The following is a 22,347-nucleotide window of genomic DNA, read 5'->3' on the forward strand; positions in this document are numbered from 1 at the left end:
TAGTTAGCCGGGGCTTCCTCCTCTGTTACCGTCAGGGTGTGAGCATTCCCTTCTCACACTTGTTCTTCACAGAAGACAGAATTTTACAACCCGAAGGCCTTCATCATTCACGCGGCGTTGCTCCATCAGGCTTGCGCCCATTGTGGAAGATTCCCTACTGCTGCCTCCCGTAGGAGTCTGGGCCGTGTCTCAGTCCCAGTGTGGCCGATCACCCTCTCAGGTCGGCTACGCATCGTCGCCTTGGTGAGCCGTTACCTCACCAACTAGCTAATGCGCCGCGGGCTCATCCGACAGTGAAGCGAAAGCTTCTTTCTCGATCCCCTCATGCGAGGGAATCGCTTATCCGGTATTAGCACTCGTTTCCAAGCGTTATCCCAGTCTGTCGGGCAGATTGCCCACGTGTTACTCACCCGTCCGCCGCTAACCTTTGGGAGCAAGCTCCCTCCGGTCCGCTCGACTTGCATGTATTAGGCACGCCGCCAGCGTTCGTCCTGAGCCAGGATCAAACTCTCAATAAAAGTTGAAAAAGTTTGTATCTTGACTCGCATCAGATCTCTGTAACACTCGTTTAGTTTTCAAGGATCAACAACGTTATATAGAATATCATATCGCCGCCAGCAAATCAACTGGTAGAATGTGTGCTTCGTCCGATGTCTCATCCGCGGCGACAGGAACTATCTTATCACGCCTGCGCTCAGACACCAATCTCAAGACTTGGACAAACGCAAACAAATCAATCCTCCTCGTTACTCCAAACAACAACACTCCTCTCATTCTCTAAAATGCACAGTATTGCTTGGCGTACTCACTCACCAATCCGTCAGCCATTTTAGATCATGTCGAAATTCAAGTTCAAGGCAATCCCTCTGCCGTTACAACCTTTTTCAGCAGCACAAAATCCTAACAAACAAAAGGCCCCCGCATTGCGGGAGCCTTTCGAAAACAACCTTATTTGAATTGAACTGCGAGCTTTTCCCACTGTTCACGAGTGAACTTGAGATCGTTTTTCGCGATCGCTTGCTCCGGATAGCCGCGCAGAACTTCGTCGTACGCTTGCTTGCTCGGATCATGGTAGAGGATGCCCGTTACATTTTCTTCAGCTTCCTCGATCTTGCGGATCGCAGCAAAACGGTCCGTTTTGTCATAGCTTGCATCGTCGTCTACATTGACCAGGTTGGCTTTGTAGTAGTCGTATGTGTTTACTTTATTGAAAGTAACGCACGGGGAATAGATGTTGATCAGGGAGAATCCACGGTGTTGGATCCCTTTTTCGATCAATTCGGTCAGTTGCTTCAGGTTACCGGAGTACCCTTGTGCAACAAATCCACATCCAGCCATGATCGCCATTTGCAGCGGATGTACCGGCTCTTCGACAGCACCTTCCGGAGCGGTTTTGGTTTTCGACCCTTTATCGGAAGTCGGGGAAGTCTGACCGGTAGTCAAACCGTAGATGTGGTTGTCCATTACCAAATACGTGATGTCGATGTTACGGCGCATCGCATGGATAAAGTGACCCATACCGATCCCATAACCGTCACCGTCGCCGCCTGCAGCAACTACGGTCAGGTCACGGTTCGCAAGTTTCACTGCCGTCGCAACCGGCAAGGAGCGACCATGCAGAGAGTGGAAACCGAAAGAACCCATGTATTGGGAAAGTTTACCAGAGCAACCGATCCCGGAAACGGTCACCATTTCCTCCGGCTCAAGACCGATGTTAACCGCTGCCTTTTGCAGAGCAGCCAGAACGGTGAAGTCACCGCAACCTGGGCACCAGTTCGGTTTTTCAGCACGGAAATCAACGATTGTTGCCATTAGAGAGTCACCTCTTTCTTCAAGCTGTCCGCGAGCGCCTTCGCCTTCGCATAGATCTCGTTCACGAGGAACGGATCACCGCTGTACTTCAGGCAGGACTCAAATTTGTTGTGATCGCCGTTGATGAACTGTTTCAATTGATTCTTCAACTGACCAGTCGAGTTCATCTCAGTGACGAGAACTTTCTTGGCGTTGTTGATGTACCCTTTGATCTCTTCGGTCGGGAACGGCAGCAAGCGAGCGATGCTCAGATGACCGACGCTCACACCTTCAGCAGCCAACTCTTCATACACTTCACGCTGCGGACCGGTCATCGAACCGAAATCAACGAGCAGCAGTTCTGCGTTTTCAGCACCGACATAAGTTGCGCCTGCAACGTCGTTGAAGTTCACCAGTTTCTTCGCACGCTTATCCATTTGCTTCACGCGCAGTTCCGGCTCTTCCATTTCCACGCCCACTTCGTCATGTTCGTTACCCATCGCAACGAAACGGCCGTTCTTTTGTCCCGGAATCGAGCGGAAAGAAACGCCGTCTTCAGGGGTGACGTCAAAGCGCTTGAATGCGCCTTTTTCCAACTCAGCGAGCTGCTCATCAGAGATCAGCTTGCCACGGTTGATTTTGAATTTATCGAAGTCGATCGATGCGACCGTTTGTTTGTTCATACCCATGTACAGGTCGGTAGCCACGATAACCGGGCATTGGTATTTCTCCGCCAAGTTAAACGCTTCCATCGTGAAGAAGAAGCACTCTTCCACGTTGCGCGGAGTCAGTACAATGCGCGGAATTTCACCGTGCGAACCATACATCATCGTGTACAAATCCGATTGCTCCGTCTTGGTTGGCAGGCCGGTGGACGGGCCAGAACGTTGTACGTCGATGATGACGAGCGGCGTTTCAGAGATACCAGCCAGACCGAGCGCTTCCATCATCAGCGACAAGCCCGGGCCGGAAGTAGCAGTCATCGAGCGCACACCGGTGTAGTTAGCACCGATCGACATCATCACCGCAGCGATTTCGTCTTCTGCCTGAACGACAGTACCGCCAACTTGCGGGAATTGCTTGATGATCTGGTACATAACTTCGGTCGCCGGAGTGATCGGGTATTGAGCGAGCAGACGGCAGCCGCCTGCGATTGCACCAAGCGATACCGCGTCGTTACCAGAGATGTAAAGGCGCTCCGATTTCAGTTCCGGACGAGCCGGCAATTCGATGGTCGCAGAGAAGTTCTCTTTTGCGAAATCGAACCCTTTTTGAATCGCAGCGATGTTGCTGTCGACAATCTCGTCGCCTTTGCCGCCAAACTTGTCAACGACAACCGAACGGAAATCGTCCGGAGTCAGGCCGATGATCGCAGCCGTCACACCCATCGAGACCATGTTTTTCATGATCGGGGAGCCAGCTTCTTTTGCAATTTCAGTGAGCGGAACCGGACAGATGTTGACTTTATCGTTTTCCGGTACTGTTGCATCTTTGATCGCGGTGTCATAGATCAACACGCCGCCATCGATCAGTTCGTGGAAGTTGTGGTTGATCGTCTCTTGGTCAAACGCCAACAAAATGTGGAGATCGTCGCCATGATGCCCAGTGATTTCGGACGTGATGCGAACTTTACCGTTCGTATGACCGCCCTTGATCAAAGACATGAAGTGACGATACGTGGAAACATAATAACCGAGACGGAACAACGACAGTGCAAAGATATCCTGAGTGGAGTCGATGCCTTCGCCTTGTGCGCCGCCTACTTTCCAGCCTAAATCTTTAATCACGATGGTTCACCCCTGTTTATACAAACTTTATGGATAACAACCCTGTATCAGTGAAGAGACAGCATCTGTTCCATTGTATCAACACTTTAGCAAAAATAGAATAGGCTAGTACACAAAAAAAGAGAATTTGATACTTTCGTCCATCTTTGTACTGATTAGTCACGGCGTATCATCCTAAAAATCGATCTGTATTACTGTGTTAAAAACAAAAAGACCCCAGCTGCAAAGCCGAGGTCTTTTCTAGCATTTGTTCGATCACAAGTTACGCCCGCAGCGCTTGATCCAGATCGGCGATGATGTCTTCCACATCTTCAATACCGACCGACAGACGAATCAAGCCGTCTGTTACACCAGAAGCTTCTCGTTCTGCTTTCGGCATGATCGCATGTGTCATCGAAGCCGGATGTTGAATCAACGTGTGCACATCGCCGAGCGAGACAGCAAGATGAGCCAGTTTCACACTGTTCATCAGCTTCTTACCTTTTTCGAACGATTTCACCTCGAACGACAATGTTCCACCGAAACCGCTCATTTGCTTTTTCGCCAGCTCATACTGTGGATGACTTTTCAGACCTGGGTAGTAGACCGCTTCCACTTCCGGATGCCCTTCCAAAAACTCGGCCACTTTGAGCGCATTTTCGTTGTGCTTCTCCATCCGCAGCGCCAAGGTGCGCACCCCGCGGTTCAGCAGAAACGCATCGAACGGCCCCATGATCGGCCCGATCTCTTTCAGATCGGCAAACAGCGGCTTGATGATATTCGCATACCCGACAGCGATCCCACCGACCACGTCGCCATGACCGCCGATATATTTGGTCGCAGAGTGGATCGACACATGCGCCCCGAGGTCGATCGGACGCTGGAAGTACGGGGACATGAAGGTGTTATCGACCACCACTTTGATCTCCGTGCCTTTGGTCAATTCTGCAATCGCTGCGATGTCGGCCATTTTCATCGTCGGATTGGCTGGCGTCTCCAAATAGATGACACGGGTGTTCGGCTTGATTGCAGCTTTTACTTTCTCAACATCGGAGGTATCCACCCAATCGATCTCCACACCGTATTTGTTTTTCAACGTCTTCTCAAACAGCGCAAACGTCGCGCCATACAGCGCATCGGCAGCCACCACATGGTCGCCCGTTTTCACCAAATGGAACATTACAGTTGAAATCGCAGCCATCCCCGAGCCGAAGCACAGACCCGCCTCCGCATTTTCCAACGCAGCGATCTTCTCCGCCAACGCATCTGTGTTCGGATTGCCCAGACGGCTGTATTTATAACCTGGATCGGTACCGCTAAAGCGCGCCGCACCTTGATCGGCATCTTCAAACACGAACGTCGAAGTCTGATAGATCGGCATCGTATGCGATCCGGTCGTCGGGTCCACTTTATGCCCCGCATGCAAAATTCGCGTCGAATACCCCAGTTTGCTAAAATCGTGCTTTTTCATCTCGACTTCCCCTTTCGACTATTTCCTCGGAAATAACTGACACTCTTCAACAAAAATTGCCTGTTGCCCGCATAGCCGTTTTGGACGGTGGGCAAGCTAACAAAAGTTTTAAAAACATACACTTCGAATGGAGTGACACATTGCCATGCAACCACGAAGTATGGTGATGGCCGTTTTGACCGCAATCCTGTTGCTGGTTACCAGCGGCCATCCCGCAAGCGAGGCGGAACAGGCGACGCCAGCTCTTCCGGCTCCAACTCTTACTGTCGCGCAGGCAGCAAACCAAACACCGCCGCTCGTCGAGCACACCGTGCAGACGGGGGACACGCTCTATGCGCTCGCAGGACGCTACAACACGACGATCGAGCACATCGTCAACCGCAACCCCGACGTAAACCCGGACAACTTGAAAGTCGGAGCTGTGCTTCGTGTGCCGACGAACACCGTAATAAAAGCGAAGTCTCGCGAAGAACTGGCACAAACTGCCGATAAGATGGTTCTCTCCTCATCCGGTGAGCCGAACCTCTATAGTAGAAAGATGCCCTGCAAACTCACCGCTTACACCAACTCCTTCGCGTCGACCGGGAAGCATCCCGGCGATCCGGGCTACGGGGTCACCGCCAGCGGCCGCTTGGCCAAAGAAGGCTTGACGATCGCTATCGACCCTTCCGTCATACCGATGCACAGCGTGGTGTACATCCCGGGAATTGGCGTGCGGTATGCAGAAGACACCGGCGGCGCTGTGATCGGCAATCACATCGACGTCTTCTACAACGATGATCACTATGCACAGACATTTGGCGTCAAAGACAACGTAACGGTCTACATCTTGGAAGAAGGGCCAAAAGGGGAGTCGTAAAGACTCCCTTTTTCCCTGCCCGACTCCAGCCTCAACTGCTCGCCGACTGGTAATTGCGCAAGGCGGTCTTCCAAAACAGCCTCGACAGCACGAGCAGTCCCCCAGCCATCAAAAGCGAGATCAGCGCCTCGCGTCCGCTCAGCCCGCCCGTAAACGCCGCCGCTGGAAAGGTGGTCAGCACGGCGACCGGAAACAGGTACGTCAGCAGCACGCGCAGCCAACCTTTGTAGACCTGTACCGGAAAGCGCGCCGTCTCGAACAGCGAGGTAAACACCAGAGTCAAATTCTCCACTTTCACAAACCAAAACGATAACGTCATCATCAAAAACCAAAGCGAATACAGCGTGACGACCGCGGCCAAAAAGATGACAAGGAACCAGAGCACGCTGAACAGCGACATCGCCACACCCATCTTCCAGCCCCCGTATATGATCATCCCAAAGCCGACCAGCACATCGCTGACCGGCCAGAAGACGATGTGCCGAAACGAGATGAAGAACTGGCTGTCGACCGGTTTGGTCAAAATGAAATCGAGCGTTCCTTTTCTGATATGCTGCACGATTCGTCCTATGTTCGGGCGCAGCACCATGCTCACGACGCCGCTCAGCGCGTTAAATACCCCCAGCAGCACCAGAACCTGCTCAAACGACCACCCGCCGATCTGTTCGGTCTGCAAGAAGAACACCTGCAGGGTGAGCAGCGCAAAAAACAGCCCGGACACCGTCCCCAGCACGTTGGCGAAGAAATTCGACCGGTACTCAAATTCCTCGACGACAGCGGCGCGAATGAACTCTTTCAGCAATCGAACGTATTTCACGGTCGCCCTCCTCAAAAATAGCTCCCTCACAGCAGGGACATCAGAATCGCATGTGGAAATTAGCAGAATTATATCTCGATGGGGGAATCACTTTTGAAAACGCAGATTCCAAAACAGCGCAAGAAGCAAGCGAACACGTCTCGCCCTGCCCCAGCTTCGTCGCCCAGTCAAGTCTCGTCCCCCTTGCCTGCTTCCCGCATCACCCAGCTCCAGCAGACGATCGGCAATCGCGCCACGATGCAGCTGCTCAAATCCCGCACCGCACATCCGCCCGACCGTTCACAACCCCCGATTCAAGGCTGGTGGCTGCGCCGGAACAACGCCGTCACGTGGCAAGGAAAGACCGACCACCCGCTGGACTCGGAACAAAGCAGGTATCAAAAGACCGGGGACAAGCGCTGGAAGTACTCCTACCTGCCGTCGTTCCTGAACTCCGAGCTGGACATCTGGGAAGAGCGGCCGAAACAAGTGCCGAAAAAAAGCGGCAAAGGCAGAACAGCAACTCCCCCCTCTACAACCACCGTTCAGTCGCCTACGCTGACCGAGCCACTCAGTGATCTGTCGTCCCGTCATGAACCGTCGACTTCCATCACCACAACCCGCATCGAGCCGCAGCGCCCGACCAAGCCGCCGATTCAAGAACTGACCCGCAAAGAATTGAAATTCCGGGTCGAGCAGGAACTGAGTAAGAAAAAGCGGCAAAAGGAAGAAAAAGATGAGACCTATTTCACGCGGGTTCACGAAAGCCTGTTGCGCATGATCGGCAACGATTACACCATCGACGACGAAGGCAGTACGACCTTGCTGGACTACATTAAGGAGGTCGTGAAAGAAATCTCCGACCAGACCACCACCGATGCGCCCGTCACCGTCGCCACAACCGAACGTCGGGGAACTACACGGCCTCAGCGCACGTACGCGATCAACGACCTCGCTCGCCACGGGAATCTCACAACGGACACGCTCGCCCGCATCCAAGAGCGGATCGACGCCTACAACAACAATGAAAGAGGCTTCCACCTGCACATCGGGGTCGGCAACGTCCCGACGATGGACGTGACGGGGACGCAGTTTGGCGGCAACGGACGCGGTGACGTGCGGCTACAATTCCTGTCCGACGGCACGCTGCGGCTTGTCGGCCACAACAACCGCTCCCTGATCTGAGCCTGTACAGGCGGTTCGCGCTCTTCAGAGCAGTGAACCGCCATTTCTTTTCCTCAGCCTCCCACTGCGCTGTACTTCTTCATGCCGCGGTTCCACATCCAAAAGTACAGCACGATGAACAGCACTTGCCAGAACGCCTGAACGCCAAGGCCAAACCACACGTCCCCGCCGCTTATCTTCCCGGTGATCACATCGACCGGGAATCCCATCGTCCAGTAGAACGGCAAATAGCTCGACACCTGCTGCACCCACTCCGGCAGCAGCGCATACGGCGCGATCCGCCCGGAGATGAACTGGTCGGCGAGCATGACAAGGTTAAAAATCGCCATCATCCGCGTCGTCCAAAACGCGAGCAAGGACAGGCAAAAGCCCATCATGTAGCGGATCATCACCGCCAAGAGCACCGACGAGCAAAAGACAGCGAGGAATCCTGGCTCCAGCGGGATGCGCACCACTTCAAAAAACGGCCAGCAGAGCGCCCACGCAGCCACCATCAGCACCCCGTAAAACAGCTTGTACACCAGGTTTTCCGCAAAGCGCCAGTGAAAATACGCCGACGGACGCAACAGATAATTGGACAACGAACCGTCCCTCATGCGCTCCTCCAGCTCCCACGGTTCCCAATGTGCGGCCAGTCTGGAGACGAACAGTACCGCTAAAAAATAGAGTATAAAATCCTGCTGGCTGTAGCTGCCGATCGCACCGTTTTCCGAGATCGTCAGCCAGACGGCCAGCGTCACGAGCGGAGAGATCACAGAGCCGAGCATATAGAAAAACGTATCGCCCCGATATTCCAGCAGAATCGCCCAATGCACTTTCATCATCCGGACGTAGACGCAAAACATCCGCTGCGCCGCGCTCACGCTCTCGACCTCGCAAACGCCAGTCCGATCACATCTTCCATCGACGGATCTTCGACCGTGAAATCCTGCACCGGCAGCTGCGCCAAAATCTGGGCCGACCGCGCCGATACATCCGCCCGCGGCAGTTTGATCGAGACTTGCAGGTTGTCGCTGTGCAGCACTTCGCCGTAGGTTTCCAACACACCCTGCGCCACCGGTTCGGACAAGACGAGCTTGGCCACTTTGTACGGAGCCAGCGTCGTCGCCAGCCGCCCCAAATCGCCGTCGAACAGGATCTTGCCGTGGTTAATGATGATCACCCGCTTGCAGAGCGCCGTCACGTCCGCCATATAGTGCGAAGTCAGCAGGAAGGTGGCCTTGAAGCGCTCATTGTACTGTTGGATGAACCTGCGCACCGCTTCCTGCATGTTGACATCAAGCCCGATCGTCGGCTCGTCCAAAAACACGATGTCCGGCCGATGCAATAGCGACGCGGCCAGCTCGCATTTCATCCGCTCGCCCAGCGACAGGTTGCGCACCGGCTTTTTCAAGAGCGGCGTGAGATCGAGCAGGTCGGTCAGCTCGCCCAGGATCTCCTTGAACTGGTGATCAGGAATCTCGTAGATCGCCTGGTTGACCAGAAAGGTCTCCGAAGCGGGCAAGTCCCAGATCAGCTGCGACTTCTGCCCCATGACGAGGGTGATGCGGCGCTTGAAGTCCGCTTTTTGCTCAAACGGGACATAGCCGCCCACTTGCACGCGGCCGCCGGACGGGTGCAGCAGCCCGGTGAGCATCTTCATCGTCGTCGTCTTGCCAGCGCCGTTCGGGCCGAGGAAGCCGACGATCTCGCCCGGCTCGATCGAGAAGGAGATGTCATCGACCGCCTCGACCATGCGGAACTTGCGGTTGAACAGGGATCTCCACGCACCGCTGAGGCCAGCCTCACGCTCATGGACTTTGAAATGCTTGCTCAGGTGTTCGACTGTGATTCCGTTGTTCGGCTTCATCGCTCACCTGCGTTCTACGTAAGCTGCACGTACTTGGCGATCGAAGTCTTAACCGTTGCAAAATCCTCCGCATGCTCCTGCACCACGCGAAAGACATGCTCATGGGTCAGATCGAGGTAGTCGTGCACCAGTGTTTTACGGAAGCGCACCGCTTTTACAAAATGCTCGGCAAACTCTTTTTCAAACACGCCTTCTTCCGTCAAAATCAAGAAGATGTCTTCATAGCTCGCCGCGTCGCGCATGACCAGCGCATCGATGATGATGTTGCCGATGTCGGTAAGACATTCCAAAGCAATATGTAAAGCGCGTTCCGCGGCCGCTTGCAGCACAGGCTGCGTTTGAAACTCATCGGGAGTGTGCTCTTTAATTGTGCAGAGAATTTGGGACTGCCCCTCCATCACTTCCAAAAACCTGCGAATCTGTGTGCGATGTTGATCTGTGATGAACATGGATATGTAACCCCCTCTGATAAAAAACAAAGTTATCCTATCTTCATTGTACCTATAAATGCCGATCGAGTCCACGTCCGCACATCACACAATAAATACTATGTGGATGGCAAAAGTCGCCCTTCAATGAATTTTCCATAAAAATATAAAAGAGCGCATGGTCACGACTCGACCGATGACGCTCTTTTACTAGCCAAGGAAAACTGCATACTCCCGATAAACGATTTATTCAATAATTTTGCGCTTTTGCAAGACTCTCGTTGATATGAATGGTCCCAGATCCCTTTGATCGTGCAGGTTTTCATCGTCCAACCTCGATAATCCCAATCCCATTTTGTTTGTGAAGAGTTGTCCCGAACTGCTGCGACAGATGCTGTAGTTTGTCCAAGATCTCCTCTTTCTCTTGCCAATCGGCTAGGGCCGGGACCCCCTTTCTTGAGCGCGGTAAATCAAAGCCTAACGAAACGGGGTGTAGCTCAATCGTTTTCAGCGCTCCTGCTTCCATAACAATAGAAGCAATGACCGAAAGATAATTGTCCCGCATCACCGACAAGCCTTTTGTTCCGTGATCACTTCTAGCCAAATAGGCATCCATAGGAACATGCTCAGCACCTAACCCATATCGATCAAAAAATTCAGAAGGCTGTTTTTCAACCGTTTCATTCTGAAAAATGAAGTTGCCCAAACTATAAAAGATTGGTGCATTTTTATAAACCTCAATCCCTCGTAGCACATGCGGCCCATGCCCCAAATAGGCGTGCGCTCCTTGGTCGATACAAAAGCGGGCAAACTCCTGAAGAAAATCGGCTGGTTGCTCACTTGACTCCCCTTTCTTCTCATGAGCATGATGGCTGACCAGCACAACATCAGCTTGTTGCGCTGCGGAACGAATCGAATGCCCAATCCTTTTTGCATCTTTTTGATTCATCACAGTTTCGGTACGTCCCGCAACACCTTCCCGAAACGATAAATCTCCCAAACTGAGTTCCTCATCACTATGAGAAAGTTGAATCATCCTCTGTGCATTCCCTTCCATTGTTAGAAGGGTACGTTTCAGTTGCGCGAAGTCTTGTTTCGAGACGTAGTGTGTTGAACGGTATCGTAGCGCATTCACACCAGGTCGCCCGAGCAGGTCAGGACGCTGCTCCCCAGCCAAATGCCAGTCCGGAACGGTACTAGTAACCGCAACTAAGGCAACACGACCGTGCTTGGTCTCAAAAAACTTTGGCTGATTCGCCTCCGTCAAGTTGCGCCCCACACCTGCATAAATCCAGTCTTCCCGCTCTAAATGTTCAAGCGTCTTCAACAGACCATGGTGAGACCAGTCAAGGGTGTGGTTGTTGGCACATGCCATCAGATTAAACCCTAACCACCTCAAGTCTTTCAGCACCGCAGGACGTGCCGCAGCCCAAGTTCCTCCGCTGACCGCCGAAGGATATACATCATAGTCATGAATCGTCACTTCCAAATTGGTAAATCGCACATCTGCTTGGTTGAGCAGTGTTCGCACCTGATCCAGGTTAGTACTCTCGCAAGCAAGTCTCTGCGCAATAAAACTATCTCCAGTCGCCATAATTCTAATTTCCTTCTCCATGCGATCCTCCTCGTTTACCTACAGTTGTTTAGGTAACGGCCGACGTTTGCTTCATGTCAGTACCCGCGTATCTTTTCATGCGCAACGTTAAAAGAGCGGTCAGCAAAAGGGCAGACACCCCGATACCTGCTAGCGCCAATTCCAAACCAACCCAGTCAAATAACACACCGATGAGTAGAATCGTGCAATTCATGACGACCCGTTCCAACATGTTGGAAAATGAAAAAAAGCGTCCGTGAAATTCTTCTGGAATGTTTTGTTGAAAAATCGTATTGATCAACGGAAAATAAATGCCAGACGCCATCCCGAATAATGCGAAGGAGAGCATCGTAATCCAATGACTATGGGCAAAGAACAATAACAATTGTGAAAGGCCAACAACCGAACAAATGACACCGATCAGCACGGTGACATTTCGTCCCTGAGCCAGTCGCTTTCCAAAGAACCCGATTAAGATGAGTGCAATTCCTTCAATCGCATACAAATATCCTTTGATCGTCGGGTCGCCCTGTAAGACGCTGATCTCCATGACGATCAGGTTGAATCCGCCAATAAAAATCATCGGGATAACCTGACTGATCATCACCAGTTTTACGAGGGAATTTCCAGAAATCACTGGTAACACCTCGCGAAACGTCCCGCGACTTTTCTTTTGATTCGGCTCCCTCTGCCGTGTGGATTCTTGTACTCGCAAAAACAACGTGAAGAGCAAAAGCAGAGAATATCCGATGATCGCACAGCTATACAACATTTCTAAAGATAAAATTGTCAACAAAGTACCGGCCAACACCGTTCCTACAATCCTTGCTGTTGTCAATACGTTAAAATACAGGGCGTTTGCCTGCATCAAATGCTCCTTGTCTGTCACTCTCGGTATTAGCGCTCTGACTGCCGGAATGTAAAACCCTGCGGAGCACGCGATACACAAACTGTAAACAACCATTAAGGAAACCGATCCGGACCACATCGCGAGGAACATGCTCCCTACTCCAATGATGCGAACCGCCCCTGTTACAAGCAGGATTTTCTTTTTATCATAGCGATCGACCGCCGATCCGGCATAAGGGGCGATCAAGAGAGCAACCACAGGACCTGAGATCAGTAGCAAAGCTTGTAGCGCATGTGAGGCGACATGAGTTTGCAAAAATTCCAAATTGCCGATCAGCCCCATCCAAAGCCCCAACTCAGCCCCCAGCACACCTGTGATCAATATCCATAGATTTTTATTTCTCCACATTTGCAACACCTTCTTCATAGAAAGAAATATGTTTCCGGCTTATTCAAAGATTTCGCAAGGAACGCGATTCGTTTTAAAGCGGCCTGACCACCGCCTGTCGGACTAAACTGAACAGAATTTTGGTACGCTTGAAGCGCAGCTTCTGGTTCTTGAAGCAATTCATAGCATTGACCTGTCATAAACCAAGCGAGCGGAGTCAGCGGAAAACCTAATTCAGCAGAGTGACGATATGAAGCCAACGCTTCCACGATCCGATTTTGCTCGAGTAGTAGCTTCCCAAGCCTTAAATGGGTTTTCGGATCATACGGATCATGTTCGACAAGTCTCCGTGTTCTTTCAAATGCCAATTCGGTATCACCTAGCCATTTCGCCTCTCTCGCCCGCGTCTCCAACAACGGAAACATGTTTTCCCGATACATCTGTTGATATCTGGTATCCTCCGCTGGAATTTGCTGGCCCAGTTCCATTGCCAGATCTAAGATTCGAACTGTCTCTGCTCGATCTCCTTTGAGGAAAGGCAAGAAACTGGAGGCACGATAATACATGCTAACCAAGAGAGTTTCAACAGGATCAACTGCCGGAGTTCGATAGTGAAGCGCATGATCGCCTAGTTCACACCATTCCTGAACTTGTGCGATCTCGTTTTGTTTCGAATAATAAACGATCAACTGGGTAATCGCAGCAAACCGCTCAGGGCTTTCCACAGGTGTGAGTCGAACGATTTTTTTATAGAGATCGATCGATACTTGCCGATTTACTCGTTTGCCCAGCGCATTCGCGTACCTGCGCGCCAAGCGCGCCATCGTCGGATCTTTTGCAATTTCTTGATCCTCAATCGGATCTACATAATCCAGAACGGTTTGGTAAAAGCCAAGACGGCACAACACCAACACTGTGTTGTCTTTTTCGACTGCGTTTAAGTTATCCCAACGATCAAGAAGATCGCACAACCTTTGCCAAGCGTCAGTCCGCAACGATTCAGGAAGTTCATGTGGTGATTGGATGACTACATCCTGGGGGTAAAGTTCGTGTAACATTGACCGAAAAACGGAAAGTGTGTTTAATTGATGCGGAATCGCTGATACATGAGCATGATGCAGCAGATTCTGGCCCAGTTTGACTAACGAAAGTGCATGAATCGGTCCCTTATCCCCTTCAACTGCTCCAAGGTTGAAATAAGGCTGTAGACAGTTCATTATATACTTATCAGAAGATGATAAAATCATCAACTCCTCCCTCCCCTTCAAATCAATAATAAGTTAAGAAAACGCCAAGCACCCTGACAAATGTACAGGATGCTTAGCACTCGGTATTTGCAGTTCCACAAGATTAGTCACAGTATTGACCTTCGTCCATCCCCATCACGATCCCGAACTCTGCGTTGAGTTCTTGCTCAGTTGCAACGATGTTGTTGGTTTCCATTGTCGATTCACCTCCTTCTCTTCTTGATCTACGCCAAGACAAATTAGTCACAGTATTGACCCTCATCCATCCCCATCACGATCCCGAACTCTGCGTTGAGTTCTTGCTCGGTTGCAACGATATTGTTGGTTTCCATCTTCGACTCACCTCCTCCTTTTCTTTCTCTATGCTAAGTCAAATTAGTCACAGTATTGACCTTCATCCATCCCCATCACGATCCCGAATTCTGCGTTGAGTTCTTGCTCGGTTGCAACGATATTGTTGGTTTCCATCTTCGACTCACCTCCTTCTCTTCTTGATCTACACCAAGTCAAATTAGTCACAGTATTGACCTTCATCCATCCCCATCACGATCCCGAACTCTGCATTGAGTTCTTGCTCAGTTGCAACGATGTTGTTCGTTTCCATTTTGATTCACCTCCTTTCAAGAAACTTGTGGAGCAGTAGAGAATCGATATTCTTCACGATAACGCAAGACGATCTCAGACATCTCCCCCATCAATCTCTGCCCACGATCTGTAAAAGTTGCGTGTTCATTGAGAACTTGCAAGGCCCCGTCAAGCTGTATCAGAACTTTTTCCAACCGTTGGAGGTAGGCAATCTCTTTAGACACCCGGTAGCCTCTCGCACAAAATTCAGCGATTCTCGCAAACACGAATGCACCATGGAAGATTCCGCGAAGTGGCCTTGGGTCGCGTCGAAACGGTGAAGTGTATAGTCCTTGCTCTGCCTTCTCCGTGAACAGACGGTCTGATCCCATAATGATCGTTAATCGCAAATGGGACGCTTCGTGGAGGAAATGCTCCGCGGTATACATACGATCTGCAAAGGGCTTTAGGGTCTGGGACATAAATACAGCGCCCATGAACACTGAATCTGTAAAAGTGGACGACCAACTGCTTTTATACGGTACGATCAACTTTACATAGCGCGTTGCCTCTTTCCATAGATCCGGCCAAACTTCTTTCAATAATTCGAAGGAATATTCGAAATGTTCCATGTACTCTGTTGAAAAATCGTCCATCGATTCAAAATCGTATGACCCATATCCTTCTAATGGAGGTCGACTATTAAAGGCGGCGAACAAATTCCCTACCCAAGGGTCTGTCGCGTCGATTTCAAATCCAGATCGTGAGCGTTTTCTCGACTTCAGCATTGGGTGCTGCGAGTCACCTTCAGCACACAGCAGATCTGCTACCGGAATGCGATACTCGGAAAATTTGCCCGTCAGTACAAGCGCTTCCCCTTCTAAAGTGGCGAGCAATTCGGTCTCTTGCGTTTCGCCTAGGGAAATATGATGGCGAATACCTGGGAACCGCACCTCATTGTGTACAACGTGAAGCACAATTGATTGTTTCCCCCATGTGCCGTTCTTGAGCAATGGGATGACCAAAAACCGCCCAAAATCTGCTAACCACGCCGCAATCTGCTCACTTTGCCCTGATTTGACTCTGTCAACAAGCTTCAGCCACCAGTAGATAAAATACGGATGACCTACCACTTGCATTCGAACCGCCTCGGGAAGCTCCAGATAACTCTTGATCAGCTCAGAATGTCTAGAACCAACTTCCTCATTGAGCACTCCCAACAATCGAGGGGCAACTCTTGGAATTGCCTTATCGAGGCTTTCAAGGTAATGCTTCTGTTCAATGTCATCTGAAGCGGCGATCTCCAGAGTAAATTCTCGCTCTCGATTCAAGTATGTTCACCACGCTTCCAATGTTTTACTTGCCTTCATTATAAGTACATAAAACATAGAGGTCAATATTATTTCTTATTATTTTTAGTATTATTAATATTTTCTGTTACCTATGAATTTATTCATTCCTTTATTCCATCTTTCTCACAACGCGCGGAATATTCAGTTAATTTTATTTGTTCATCTCTTTTACCAGCACTTTAGAAACTTGTGCTAAAATGGTTTCAGTTTCAAACTCGTACATTCGTAGAAAGTAGGTAGCAAGTTTGACGACCAATCGACGTTTTCAACTCCATGTGATCACCGACGGCATTCGTCAGGTGGAAGAACTGAAAACAATCGTCCGTCTTGCGGTACAAGGCGGCGCTGATGTGATTCAACTTCGCTATAAATCTGCTCCTGCGCTCGATCTGTTTCGTCTCGGTGAGGCGATCCATCCTTTGATTCAGCAGGAAGGCGGTCGGCTTTTGATCAATGACCGGGTCGATGTGGCCCTGGCACTCAATGCCAGCGGTGTTCATCTCGCAGGCAAAAGCCTGCCGATCGCAGCCGCTCGCCCGCTGTTTGCGCGGTCAGAAAAATGGACGGGCTGCTCGGTACACAGCGTGGAAGAGGCGCTGCTCGCCGAGCGACAAGGCGCGACCTATGTGACCTATGGGCACGTCTTCACCACCGGTTCTAAGCCCGGGTTGCCTCCGCGCGGATTGGATGCTTTGCGTCAAGTCGTGGAAGCGGTACAGATTCCGGTGCTGGCGATCGGCGGCATCACGACGGACAATATTGATGACGTGCTGGCGACCGGAGCAGCAGGCATCGCCGTGATCTCGGCAGTCATGGCCGACGGCAACCCCGAGCGTGCCGCGCGGGAACTGCGCGAGAAAATGGACGCCTCTTCACACCAGCCGCGACATGCACTTCCCGGCAGCAAGTAGAAAGGGGACATCATCATGATTGGAACTTCATACCAGACGGACACGTTGATCGTCGGCGGCGGCGTGATCGGTTGCGCGATTGCATACGAACTGGCCAAAGCGGGGGTACAGGTGACCGTGCTGGAAAAAGATACCCTAGGCTCTCAGTCCACCCGAGCCGGCGCAGGCATGCTCGGCGCGCAGGTGGAGATGACGAAGCCCGACCCGATGTTCGACTTGAGCATCCAAAGCCGCGCCCTGTTCCCGAAACTGCGTGAAGAACTGCTAGAGCTCTCCGGCATCGACATGGAACTGCACACATCGGGCATCTTCCGCATCGCCGTCGATGAAGCAGACCGCGCGGCGCTGCTCGACCGACAATCCTGGCAGACGGAAGCGGGTCAGCGTGCCGTGTGGTTTGAAGACGAAGAGTTGCGCGGGGAGCTGGGCGATATACTGTCCCCCACGTATGGTGCCCTGTATCTGCCAGACGATCATCAGGTGCGCAATCCGCAACTGTTGCTTGCTTTGGCCGCTTCCTCGAAACGGCTAGGCGCACGTTTTCTGGAACATTCGGCGATGGTCTGCTTCCTCCAGGACAACGGAGCGATCGTCGGCGTCAAGACGGTTGACAGCGAAATTCGTGCCGATCGCGTGATCCTCGCCGCAGGGGCCTGGTCGGGGTTGATCGCCAATCAGCTCGGATTGGAACTCCCCGTCTTTCCCGTGAAAGGACAGTCTTTTCTGCTCGACTCCTATTCTCCGCCGACGCCATTCACGATCTACACCCATGGCTGCTACATCCTGCCGAAACGAAACGGCCAAGTGTATGTGGGAGCGACCGAAGAAACTCGCTCCGGCTTTGACCGTCGCCCCAACCTTCGTTCGTTGGCCACGCTCTCATCGCAAGCGGTGCAACTGTTGCCCTCGCTCGGCGATCTGCCCTTTTCCACTCCGCTGGCCGGACTGCGGCCCGGTTCGCTTGATGGTCTGCCCTTTCTCGGTTCTGTCCCTGGCATCGCAGGTCTCTACGTCGCAACGGGCCATTTCCGAAATGGCGTGCTGCTGTCAGCGATCACCGGCCGCCTGATCGCCGAGTTGCTCACAGGCAAAACGCCTTCGGTCGATCTGGAACCCTTTTCGCTATCTAGATTGCAACACTCATAACACAAAAAGAGCGCACGTCTTTTAGCCAAGACGCTGCGCTCTTTTTGATTCCCAATGCATTCTCATCTCCACAGACTGTTGCTCGCACAAATACGCTCGCTCCATCTCGCTGTCATGATTCTCCAAGACCTGCCCCAAAGACACGTATAAACAACTAACCATGCGATGGCTTACTAGTCGCCTCGCGTTTGCAGTTGAAAGATCGGCTCCAGCTTGTCCTTTAACACCACTTCCAAATACGGCTCGATCTGCAAAAACGACTTGAACGCCAGATAGCTCTCCGCAATCTTTCGAACATCCGCCTGTCGCTCTTGTTTGACAGCGCGAATTAGCAGATTCTTCGGAGTATGCTCAAGATCGATAAACTCCAGCAACTGCGTCTTATATCCGACCAGATCTAACAGCTGTGCCCGCACCGAATCGGTCGCCAGCGCAGCGAAACGCTCCTTGATGATCCCGTGCTGAAGCATGGTCTCCAGCGTTTTGTTCTCAAGCTGCGCGTTCAACTCATGTTGGCAACATGGCACAGACAAGATCACATCGGCTCCCCAGCGCACCGCTTTTTCCAACGCCGCATCGGTAGCCGTGTCACACGCATGCAGTGTCACAACCAGATCGACTTGATCAAGTTCGTCGTACTGATTGATATCCCCATGCAAAAACGTGAGGTGTTCATAGTTCAGCGCCACCGCCAACGCATTGCAATGGGTGATCACATCCCGCTTTAAATCAAGGCCGATCACATTCAGCTCGAATCCTTGTTCTTCCTTCAGATAATGATACAGTGCAAACGTCAGATACGATTTGCCACAGCCAAAATCGACAATGTTCAAGATGCGGTCTTTTTTCAAAAACGGCACCACATCGTCGATCATCTCCAAAAATCGGTTGATCTGCTTGAACTTGTCGTATTTTTTGGCCAGCACTTTGCCCTCTTTGTTCATTACGCCAAGCTCGATCAGAAACGGCACGGGCTTACCTTCTTCGAGCAAATATTTCTTTTTCCGATTGTGGGATAGCTCCACAGTCGCCTTCGTCGCCTTTTGCTTGAGGATTGTCGCACTGCCCTTTTTCGAAATCAACACTTGATGGTCCGCTTCTTTACTATGCAAAAGCGCCTGACGAAAGACCGTTTGCATGAGCTCGACTAGTTTCTGTTGCGTCTGTGCTCCCGATCGATTCTCATTGGTAGTCTTTTTGGCAAAATGATAGGTGAATTGGTATTTCAGTTCATCTTTGATCAGCACCGGCTTGACCGTTACTTTATTGAACGCATCTGCATCTTTCTGCCTGACATTGCTCAAAGTCGCCTGTGTCAATTGAGCTTCGCCGATCAGTTTAGCTAGCAAGGATTCCAGCGTTTGCATCCAGATTCTCCTCTCGCGTCTGTGGGTAAAAAGAAGCACATCCCCCTAACAGGAGGATGTGCAGGTGACATCTTAGAAATGCGTGCGTCGTCCGCCGCCGGTACCGCCGCGATTGCCATCGCGATTACCATCGCGTCTGCCTTCACGGTTGCCATAGCCGCCGCCTTCACGGTTGCCATAGCCACCGCCTTCACGGTTGCCATAGCCGCCGCCTTCACGGTTGCCATAGCCGCCGCCTTCACGGTTGCCGTAGCCGCCACTGCGCTTCTCACCGTATCCACCGCCGGTGCTGCTACCACCACCGTAGCCGCCGCCCGATGCACGACGATCTTTGTTGTAACCGCCGCCACCAGTGCCGCTCGATTTCTTGTAACCGCCACCGCTGCTGCGACGATCACCACCACGGTAGCCGCCGCCACCGCGACGATCACCATACCCACCGCCACTGCCGCCGTAGCCGCCGCCCGGTCGGCTTTGACGCTGATCTTTGAAGCGCTTGGAGAAGTCGATGACTTCGGACGCGCTCATGTCGATCGAAGACAATTCTTGATCGCCTGTCAGATCGTTGCCGATGATCTTCAGTGCGGCTGCCAGCACAGCCGTCGAGTTGTGCTGAGCCAGCAATTCGGACGCCAGTTCTTCATACTGCGAAGCGGTCTCGTCAATTTCGCCGAGCAATTTTTCCATGATGCGCGCCTGTTGACGCTCTTTTAATTCCATCAGCGTCGGCAGCAACGATTTGTGAATGCGCTTGCCGATCGCCGATTCGATCATGCGCAGCAATTTGAACTCGCGCGGGGTGATCAAGGTCAGCGCCTTCCCTTCACGACCTGCACGACCGGTACGTCCAATACGGTGCACGTACGAGTCAACGTCCTGCGGGATGTCATAGTTGAAGACGTGTGTAACCCCTTCAACGTCCAGACCACGCGCTGCGACGTCAGTTGCGATCAGCAGGTCGATCGAGCTTTGACGGAACTGATGCATAACTTGATCACGTTCACGCTGAGTCATGTCCCCGTGCAGACCTGCTGCCAAGTAGCCACGGCTCTGCAGAACGCGCTGCAGTTCATCGACACCTTTTTTCGTGCGGCAGAAGATCACGCCGAGTTCCGGCGACTCAACATCGAGGAGACGGGTCAGCGCATCCACTTTGTTCTTTTCAGCCACTTCATAATAGATCTGAGCAATTTTCGGCGCAGTCACGCCTTGCGGTTGGATCTTAACAACCTTCGGGGAGTGCATGAAACGCTCAGCCAGACGGCGAATCGGGTCGGGCATCGTCGCCGAGAAGAGCAGAGTCTGGCGCTCGGTCGGGATTTCAGCGAGGATCGATTCGATGTCCTCCAAGAAGCCCATGTCGAGCATTTCATCCGCTTCGTCCAAGATGACGATCTGTACTTCACTCAAGTTGACCGTTTTGCGGCGAATGTGGTCGAGCAGACGCCCCGGCGTACCGATGATCATCTGCGGAGTGCGCTTCAACGCTTTGATTTGACGATCGATCGGTTGGCCACCGTAAACCGGAAGAACATTGATGCGCGAATATTTACCAAGTCTCGAAGTCTCTTCCGAAACCTGAATCGCCAGTTCCCGCGTCGGAGCCATGACCAACACCTGAATTGCACGTTTATTCATATCGATTCGCGAAATAGTCGGGATGACAAAGGCTGCGGTTTTACCCGTACCCGTCTGTGCTTGCCCGATTACGTCGTGCCCTTCGAGGGCGATCGGAATTGTTTCCGTTTGGATGGGAGTCGCTTGCTCAAACCCCATCTCCTCCAGGGATTTCATGATGTCTTCCCGTATATTCAGCTCTTGAAATGTAGCCATTCATTTTCCTCCTATTTGTCAAAAACCTCACTGGTTAAAGTATGCCCAATTTCCGCGCAGAAAAAAAAGAGCAATTTCTTGGAGCTCTTCACAAGTCTCCATGTGCTCACCCAAAAAACTATTATACAGCAAATCCTTCTTACGTGCGAACTTTTTTCCAATCTCCCTTGACAACTTCGTGAAAATCTAGCGTTTCATCCCCCCATAGCCCTTGGTTCAACACAAAACGCACCTTCGTATCCTCGCCAAATCCCATTTTGCGAAAGGCTGCTTCGGCCTCTTTCACTGCCGCTTTCATCTCATCCAGCTCCAAGTTCCCCAGATCGGCCACTTCCAATTTATTTTCAGCGAAAAAGCACACGACCGAAATTCCCTCCTCATCCAGTTCGGCCACGGCGAGATCGTGGAGCAATTCTATGGTAAACGCATACAGCTCACCTTCTGGAGTCAACAGCACACGGCATTTGCCCGGATGCTCCGTCTGTTTGGCGAGCTCTTCTACATCGCTTCGATCAGGACTGATATAGACCTCATAGTAGCGCTTGTCATATTTACCGAGAAATCCGGTATGAAACGGCATTGGGTATTCCTCCAATTCGCGAGTCTCTGTCCATTATATACAACTCATCGCGAAGAAAAAAGAAGCCATACTCTCTTGTAAAGGAGTGTGAAACTCATGCAACAACAGTCACAACAAATGAAACAGCAGATCAAACATCAGTATGCCGGCCAATACAGCCAGCTTTCGACCAAGGACTTCAACTATATCAAAGACCATCTGTCCTGGGAACTGCTCGCTGCAAAAAAATGTGCACATTATGCCCAAGAAAGCCAAGACCCACAACTTGCCACTCTGATCAACCAGATCGGCCTGATGCACCAGCGCCATTACAACACGCTGTTGCAATACGTCAATCCGCAAAGCGTACAAGACTAGCACGTGACAGGGGG

The 22,347-nt window shown here is 51.7% G+C and carries 19 protein-coding genes and 1 rRNA gene (1 of these 20 only partly in view); 5 read left to right on the forward strand and 15 right to left on the reverse strand.

Annotation, left to right across the window (positions count from 1 at the left end; translation table 11 throughout):
- The 4 genes from CIG75_RS15080 to CIG75_RS15095 all read right to left on the reverse strand — a co-directional run.
- Positions 1-518, reverse strand: a 16S ribosomal RNA gene (locus tag CIG75_RS15080) (it extends 1,027 nt beyond the left edge of the window).
- Between the two features lie 430 nt (positions 519-948).
- Complete coding sequence (locus tag CIG75_RS15085) at positions 949-1,812, reverse strand: 2-oxoacid:ferredoxin oxidoreductase subunit beta (protein ID WP_094237367.1); 864 nt, start codon at positions 1,810-1,812, stop codon at positions 949-951.
- Entirely contained in the window at positions 1,812-3,578 is a 1,767-nt protein-coding gene (locus CIG75_RS15090; protein ID WP_094237368.1) for a 2-oxoacid:acceptor oxidoreductase subunit alpha, read from the reverse strand. The genes CIG75_RS15085 and CIG75_RS15090 overlap by 1 nt, the downstream gene beginning before the upstream one ends.
- A 262-nt stretch (positions 3,579-3,840) precedes the next feature.
- Positions 3,841-5,028 carry a trans-sulfuration enzyme family protein gene (locus CIG75_RS15095; protein ID WP_094237369.1) on the reverse strand — a complete coding sequence of 396 codons (1,188 nt, stop codon included), beginning with the start codon at positions 5,026-5,028 and terminating at the stop codon, positions 3,841-3,843.
- A gap of 145 nt (positions 5,029-5,173) precedes the next feature.
- Here CIG75_RS15095 and CIG75_RS15100 point away from each other — a divergent pair, with 145 nt between their 5' ends.
- Positions 5,174-5,887, forward strand: a complete 714-nt coding sequence (locus CIG75_RS15100; RefSeq protein WP_094237370.1) for a 3D domain-containing protein — start codon at positions 5,174-5,176, stop codon at positions 5,885-5,887.
- 31 nt (positions 5,888-5,918) lie between these two features.
- On the opposite strand, the gene CIG75_RS15105 is transcribed toward CIG75_RS15100, so the two are convergent.
- On the reverse strand, positions 5,919-6,704 hold the full coding sequence (locus tag CIG75_RS15105) for an ABC transporter permease (protein WP_094237371.1): 786 nt from the start codon (positions 6,702-6,704) through the stop codon (positions 5,919-5,921).
- 93 nt (positions 6,705-6,797) lie between these two features.
- Here CIG75_RS15105 and CIG75_RS15110 point away from each other — a divergent pair, with 93 nt between their 5' ends.
- A complete protein-coding gene (locus CIG75_RS15110) occupies positions 6,798-7,868 on the forward strand; it encodes a hypothetical protein (protein ID WP_094237372.1) in 1,071 nt (356 codons plus the stop codon).
- Positions 7,869-7,921: 53 nt separating this feature from the next.
- On the opposite strand, the gene CIG75_RS15115 is transcribed toward CIG75_RS15110, so the two are convergent.
- From CIG75_RS15115 to CIG75_RS15145, 7 genes are all read right to left on the reverse strand, one after another.
- Complete coding sequence (locus CIG75_RS15115) at positions 7,922-8,731, reverse strand: ABC transporter permease (RefSeq protein WP_094237373.1); 810 nt, start codon at positions 8,729-8,731, stop codon at positions 7,922-7,924.
- A complete protein-coding gene (locus CIG75_RS15120) occupies positions 8,728-9,717 on the reverse strand; it encodes an ABC transporter ATP-binding protein (RefSeq protein WP_094237374.1) in 990 nt (329 codons plus the stop codon). Before CIG75_RS15120 ends, CIG75_RS15115 begins: the two co-directional genes overlap by 4 nt.
- A 14-nt stretch (positions 9,718-9,731) precedes the next feature.
- On the reverse strand, positions 9,732-10,166 hold the full coding sequence (gene hepT, locus CIG75_RS15125; RefSeq protein WP_094237375.1) for a type VII toxin-antitoxin system HepT family RNase toxin: 435 nt from the start codon (positions 10,164-10,166) through the stop codon (positions 9,732-9,734).
- A 301-nt stretch (positions 10,167-10,467) separates the two neighbouring features.
- Positions 10,468-11,760 carry a CapA family protein gene (locus CIG75_RS15130; RefSeq protein WP_094237376.1) on the reverse strand — a complete coding sequence of 431 codons (1,293 nt, stop codon included), beginning with the start codon at positions 11,758-11,760 and terminating at the stop codon, positions 10,468-10,470.
- 28 nt (positions 11,761-11,788) lie between these two features.
- Entirely contained in the window at positions 11,789-12,997 is a 1,209-nt protein-coding gene (locus tag CIG75_RS15135) for an MFS transporter (RefSeq protein ID WP_157729578.1), read from the reverse strand.
- A 14-nt stretch (positions 12,998-13,011) separates the two neighbouring features.
- Complete coding sequence (locus tag CIG75_RS15140; protein ID WP_094237378.1) at positions 13,012-14,223, reverse strand: tetratricopeptide repeat protein; 1,212 nt, start codon at positions 14,221-14,223, stop codon at positions 13,012-13,014.
- Positions 14,224-14,843: 620 nt separating this feature from the next.
- The gene (locus CIG75_RS15145; protein ID WP_094237379.1) at positions 14,844-16,118 is read right to left on the reverse strand and encodes an aKG-HExxH-type peptide beta-hydroxylase; all 1,275 of its coding nucleotides are present in this window, start codon (positions 16,116-16,118) and stop codon (positions 14,844-14,846) included.
- Between the two features lie 266 nt (positions 16,119-16,384).
- Here CIG75_RS15145 and thiE point away from each other — a divergent pair, with 266 nt between their 5' ends.
- Positions 16,385-17,050: a thiamine phosphate synthase gene (gene thiE / locus CIG75_RS15150; protein WP_094237380.1), complete on the forward strand. Its 666-nt coding sequence runs from the start codon at positions 16,385-16,387 to the stop codon at positions 17,048-17,050.
- A gap of 15 nt (positions 17,051-17,065) precedes the next feature.
- On the forward strand, positions 17,066-18,196 hold the full coding sequence (gene thiO, locus CIG75_RS15155; RefSeq protein ID WP_094237381.1) for a glycine oxidase ThiO: 1,131 nt from the start codon (positions 17,066-17,068) through the stop codon (positions 18,194-18,196).
- Positions 18,197-18,369: 173 nt separating this feature from the next.
- Here the strand turns inward: thiO and CIG75_RS15160 are convergent, their stop codons facing one another.
- The 3 genes from CIG75_RS15160 to CIG75_RS15170 form a co-directional block, all read right to left on the reverse strand.
- Positions 18,370-19,563, reverse strand: a complete 1,194-nt coding sequence (locus CIG75_RS15160) for a class I SAM-dependent methyltransferase (protein WP_094237382.1) — start codon at positions 19,561-19,563, stop codon at positions 18,370-18,372.
- Between the two features lie 72 nt (positions 19,564-19,635).
- Entirely contained in the window at positions 19,636-21,396 is a 1,761-nt protein-coding gene (locus tag CIG75_RS15165; RefSeq protein WP_094237383.1) for a DEAD/DEAH box helicase, read from the reverse strand.
- 139 nt (positions 21,397-21,535) lie between these two features.
- Positions 21,536-21,976 carry a hypothetical protein gene (locus tag CIG75_RS15170; protein WP_094237384.1) on the reverse strand — a complete coding sequence of 147 codons (441 nt, stop codon included), beginning with the start codon at positions 21,974-21,976 and terminating at the stop codon, positions 21,536-21,538.
- 96 nt (positions 21,977-22,072) lie between these two features.
- Here CIG75_RS15170 and CIG75_RS15175 point away from each other — a divergent pair, with 96 nt between their 5' ends.
- Positions 22,073-22,333 (forward strand): hypothetical protein, encoded by a 261-nt coding sequence (locus CIG75_RS15175; protein WP_227874243.1) that lies wholly within the window; start codon positions 22,073-22,075, stop codon positions 22,331-22,333.
- Positions 22,334-22,347: the final 14 nt, after the last annotated feature.

The sequence above is a fragment of the Tumebacillus algifaecis genome (genome assembly GCF_002243515.1).
Taxonomy (GTDB): Bacteria; Bacillota; Bacilli; order Tumebacillales; family Tumebacillaceae; genus Tumebacillus_A; species Tumebacillus_A algifaecis.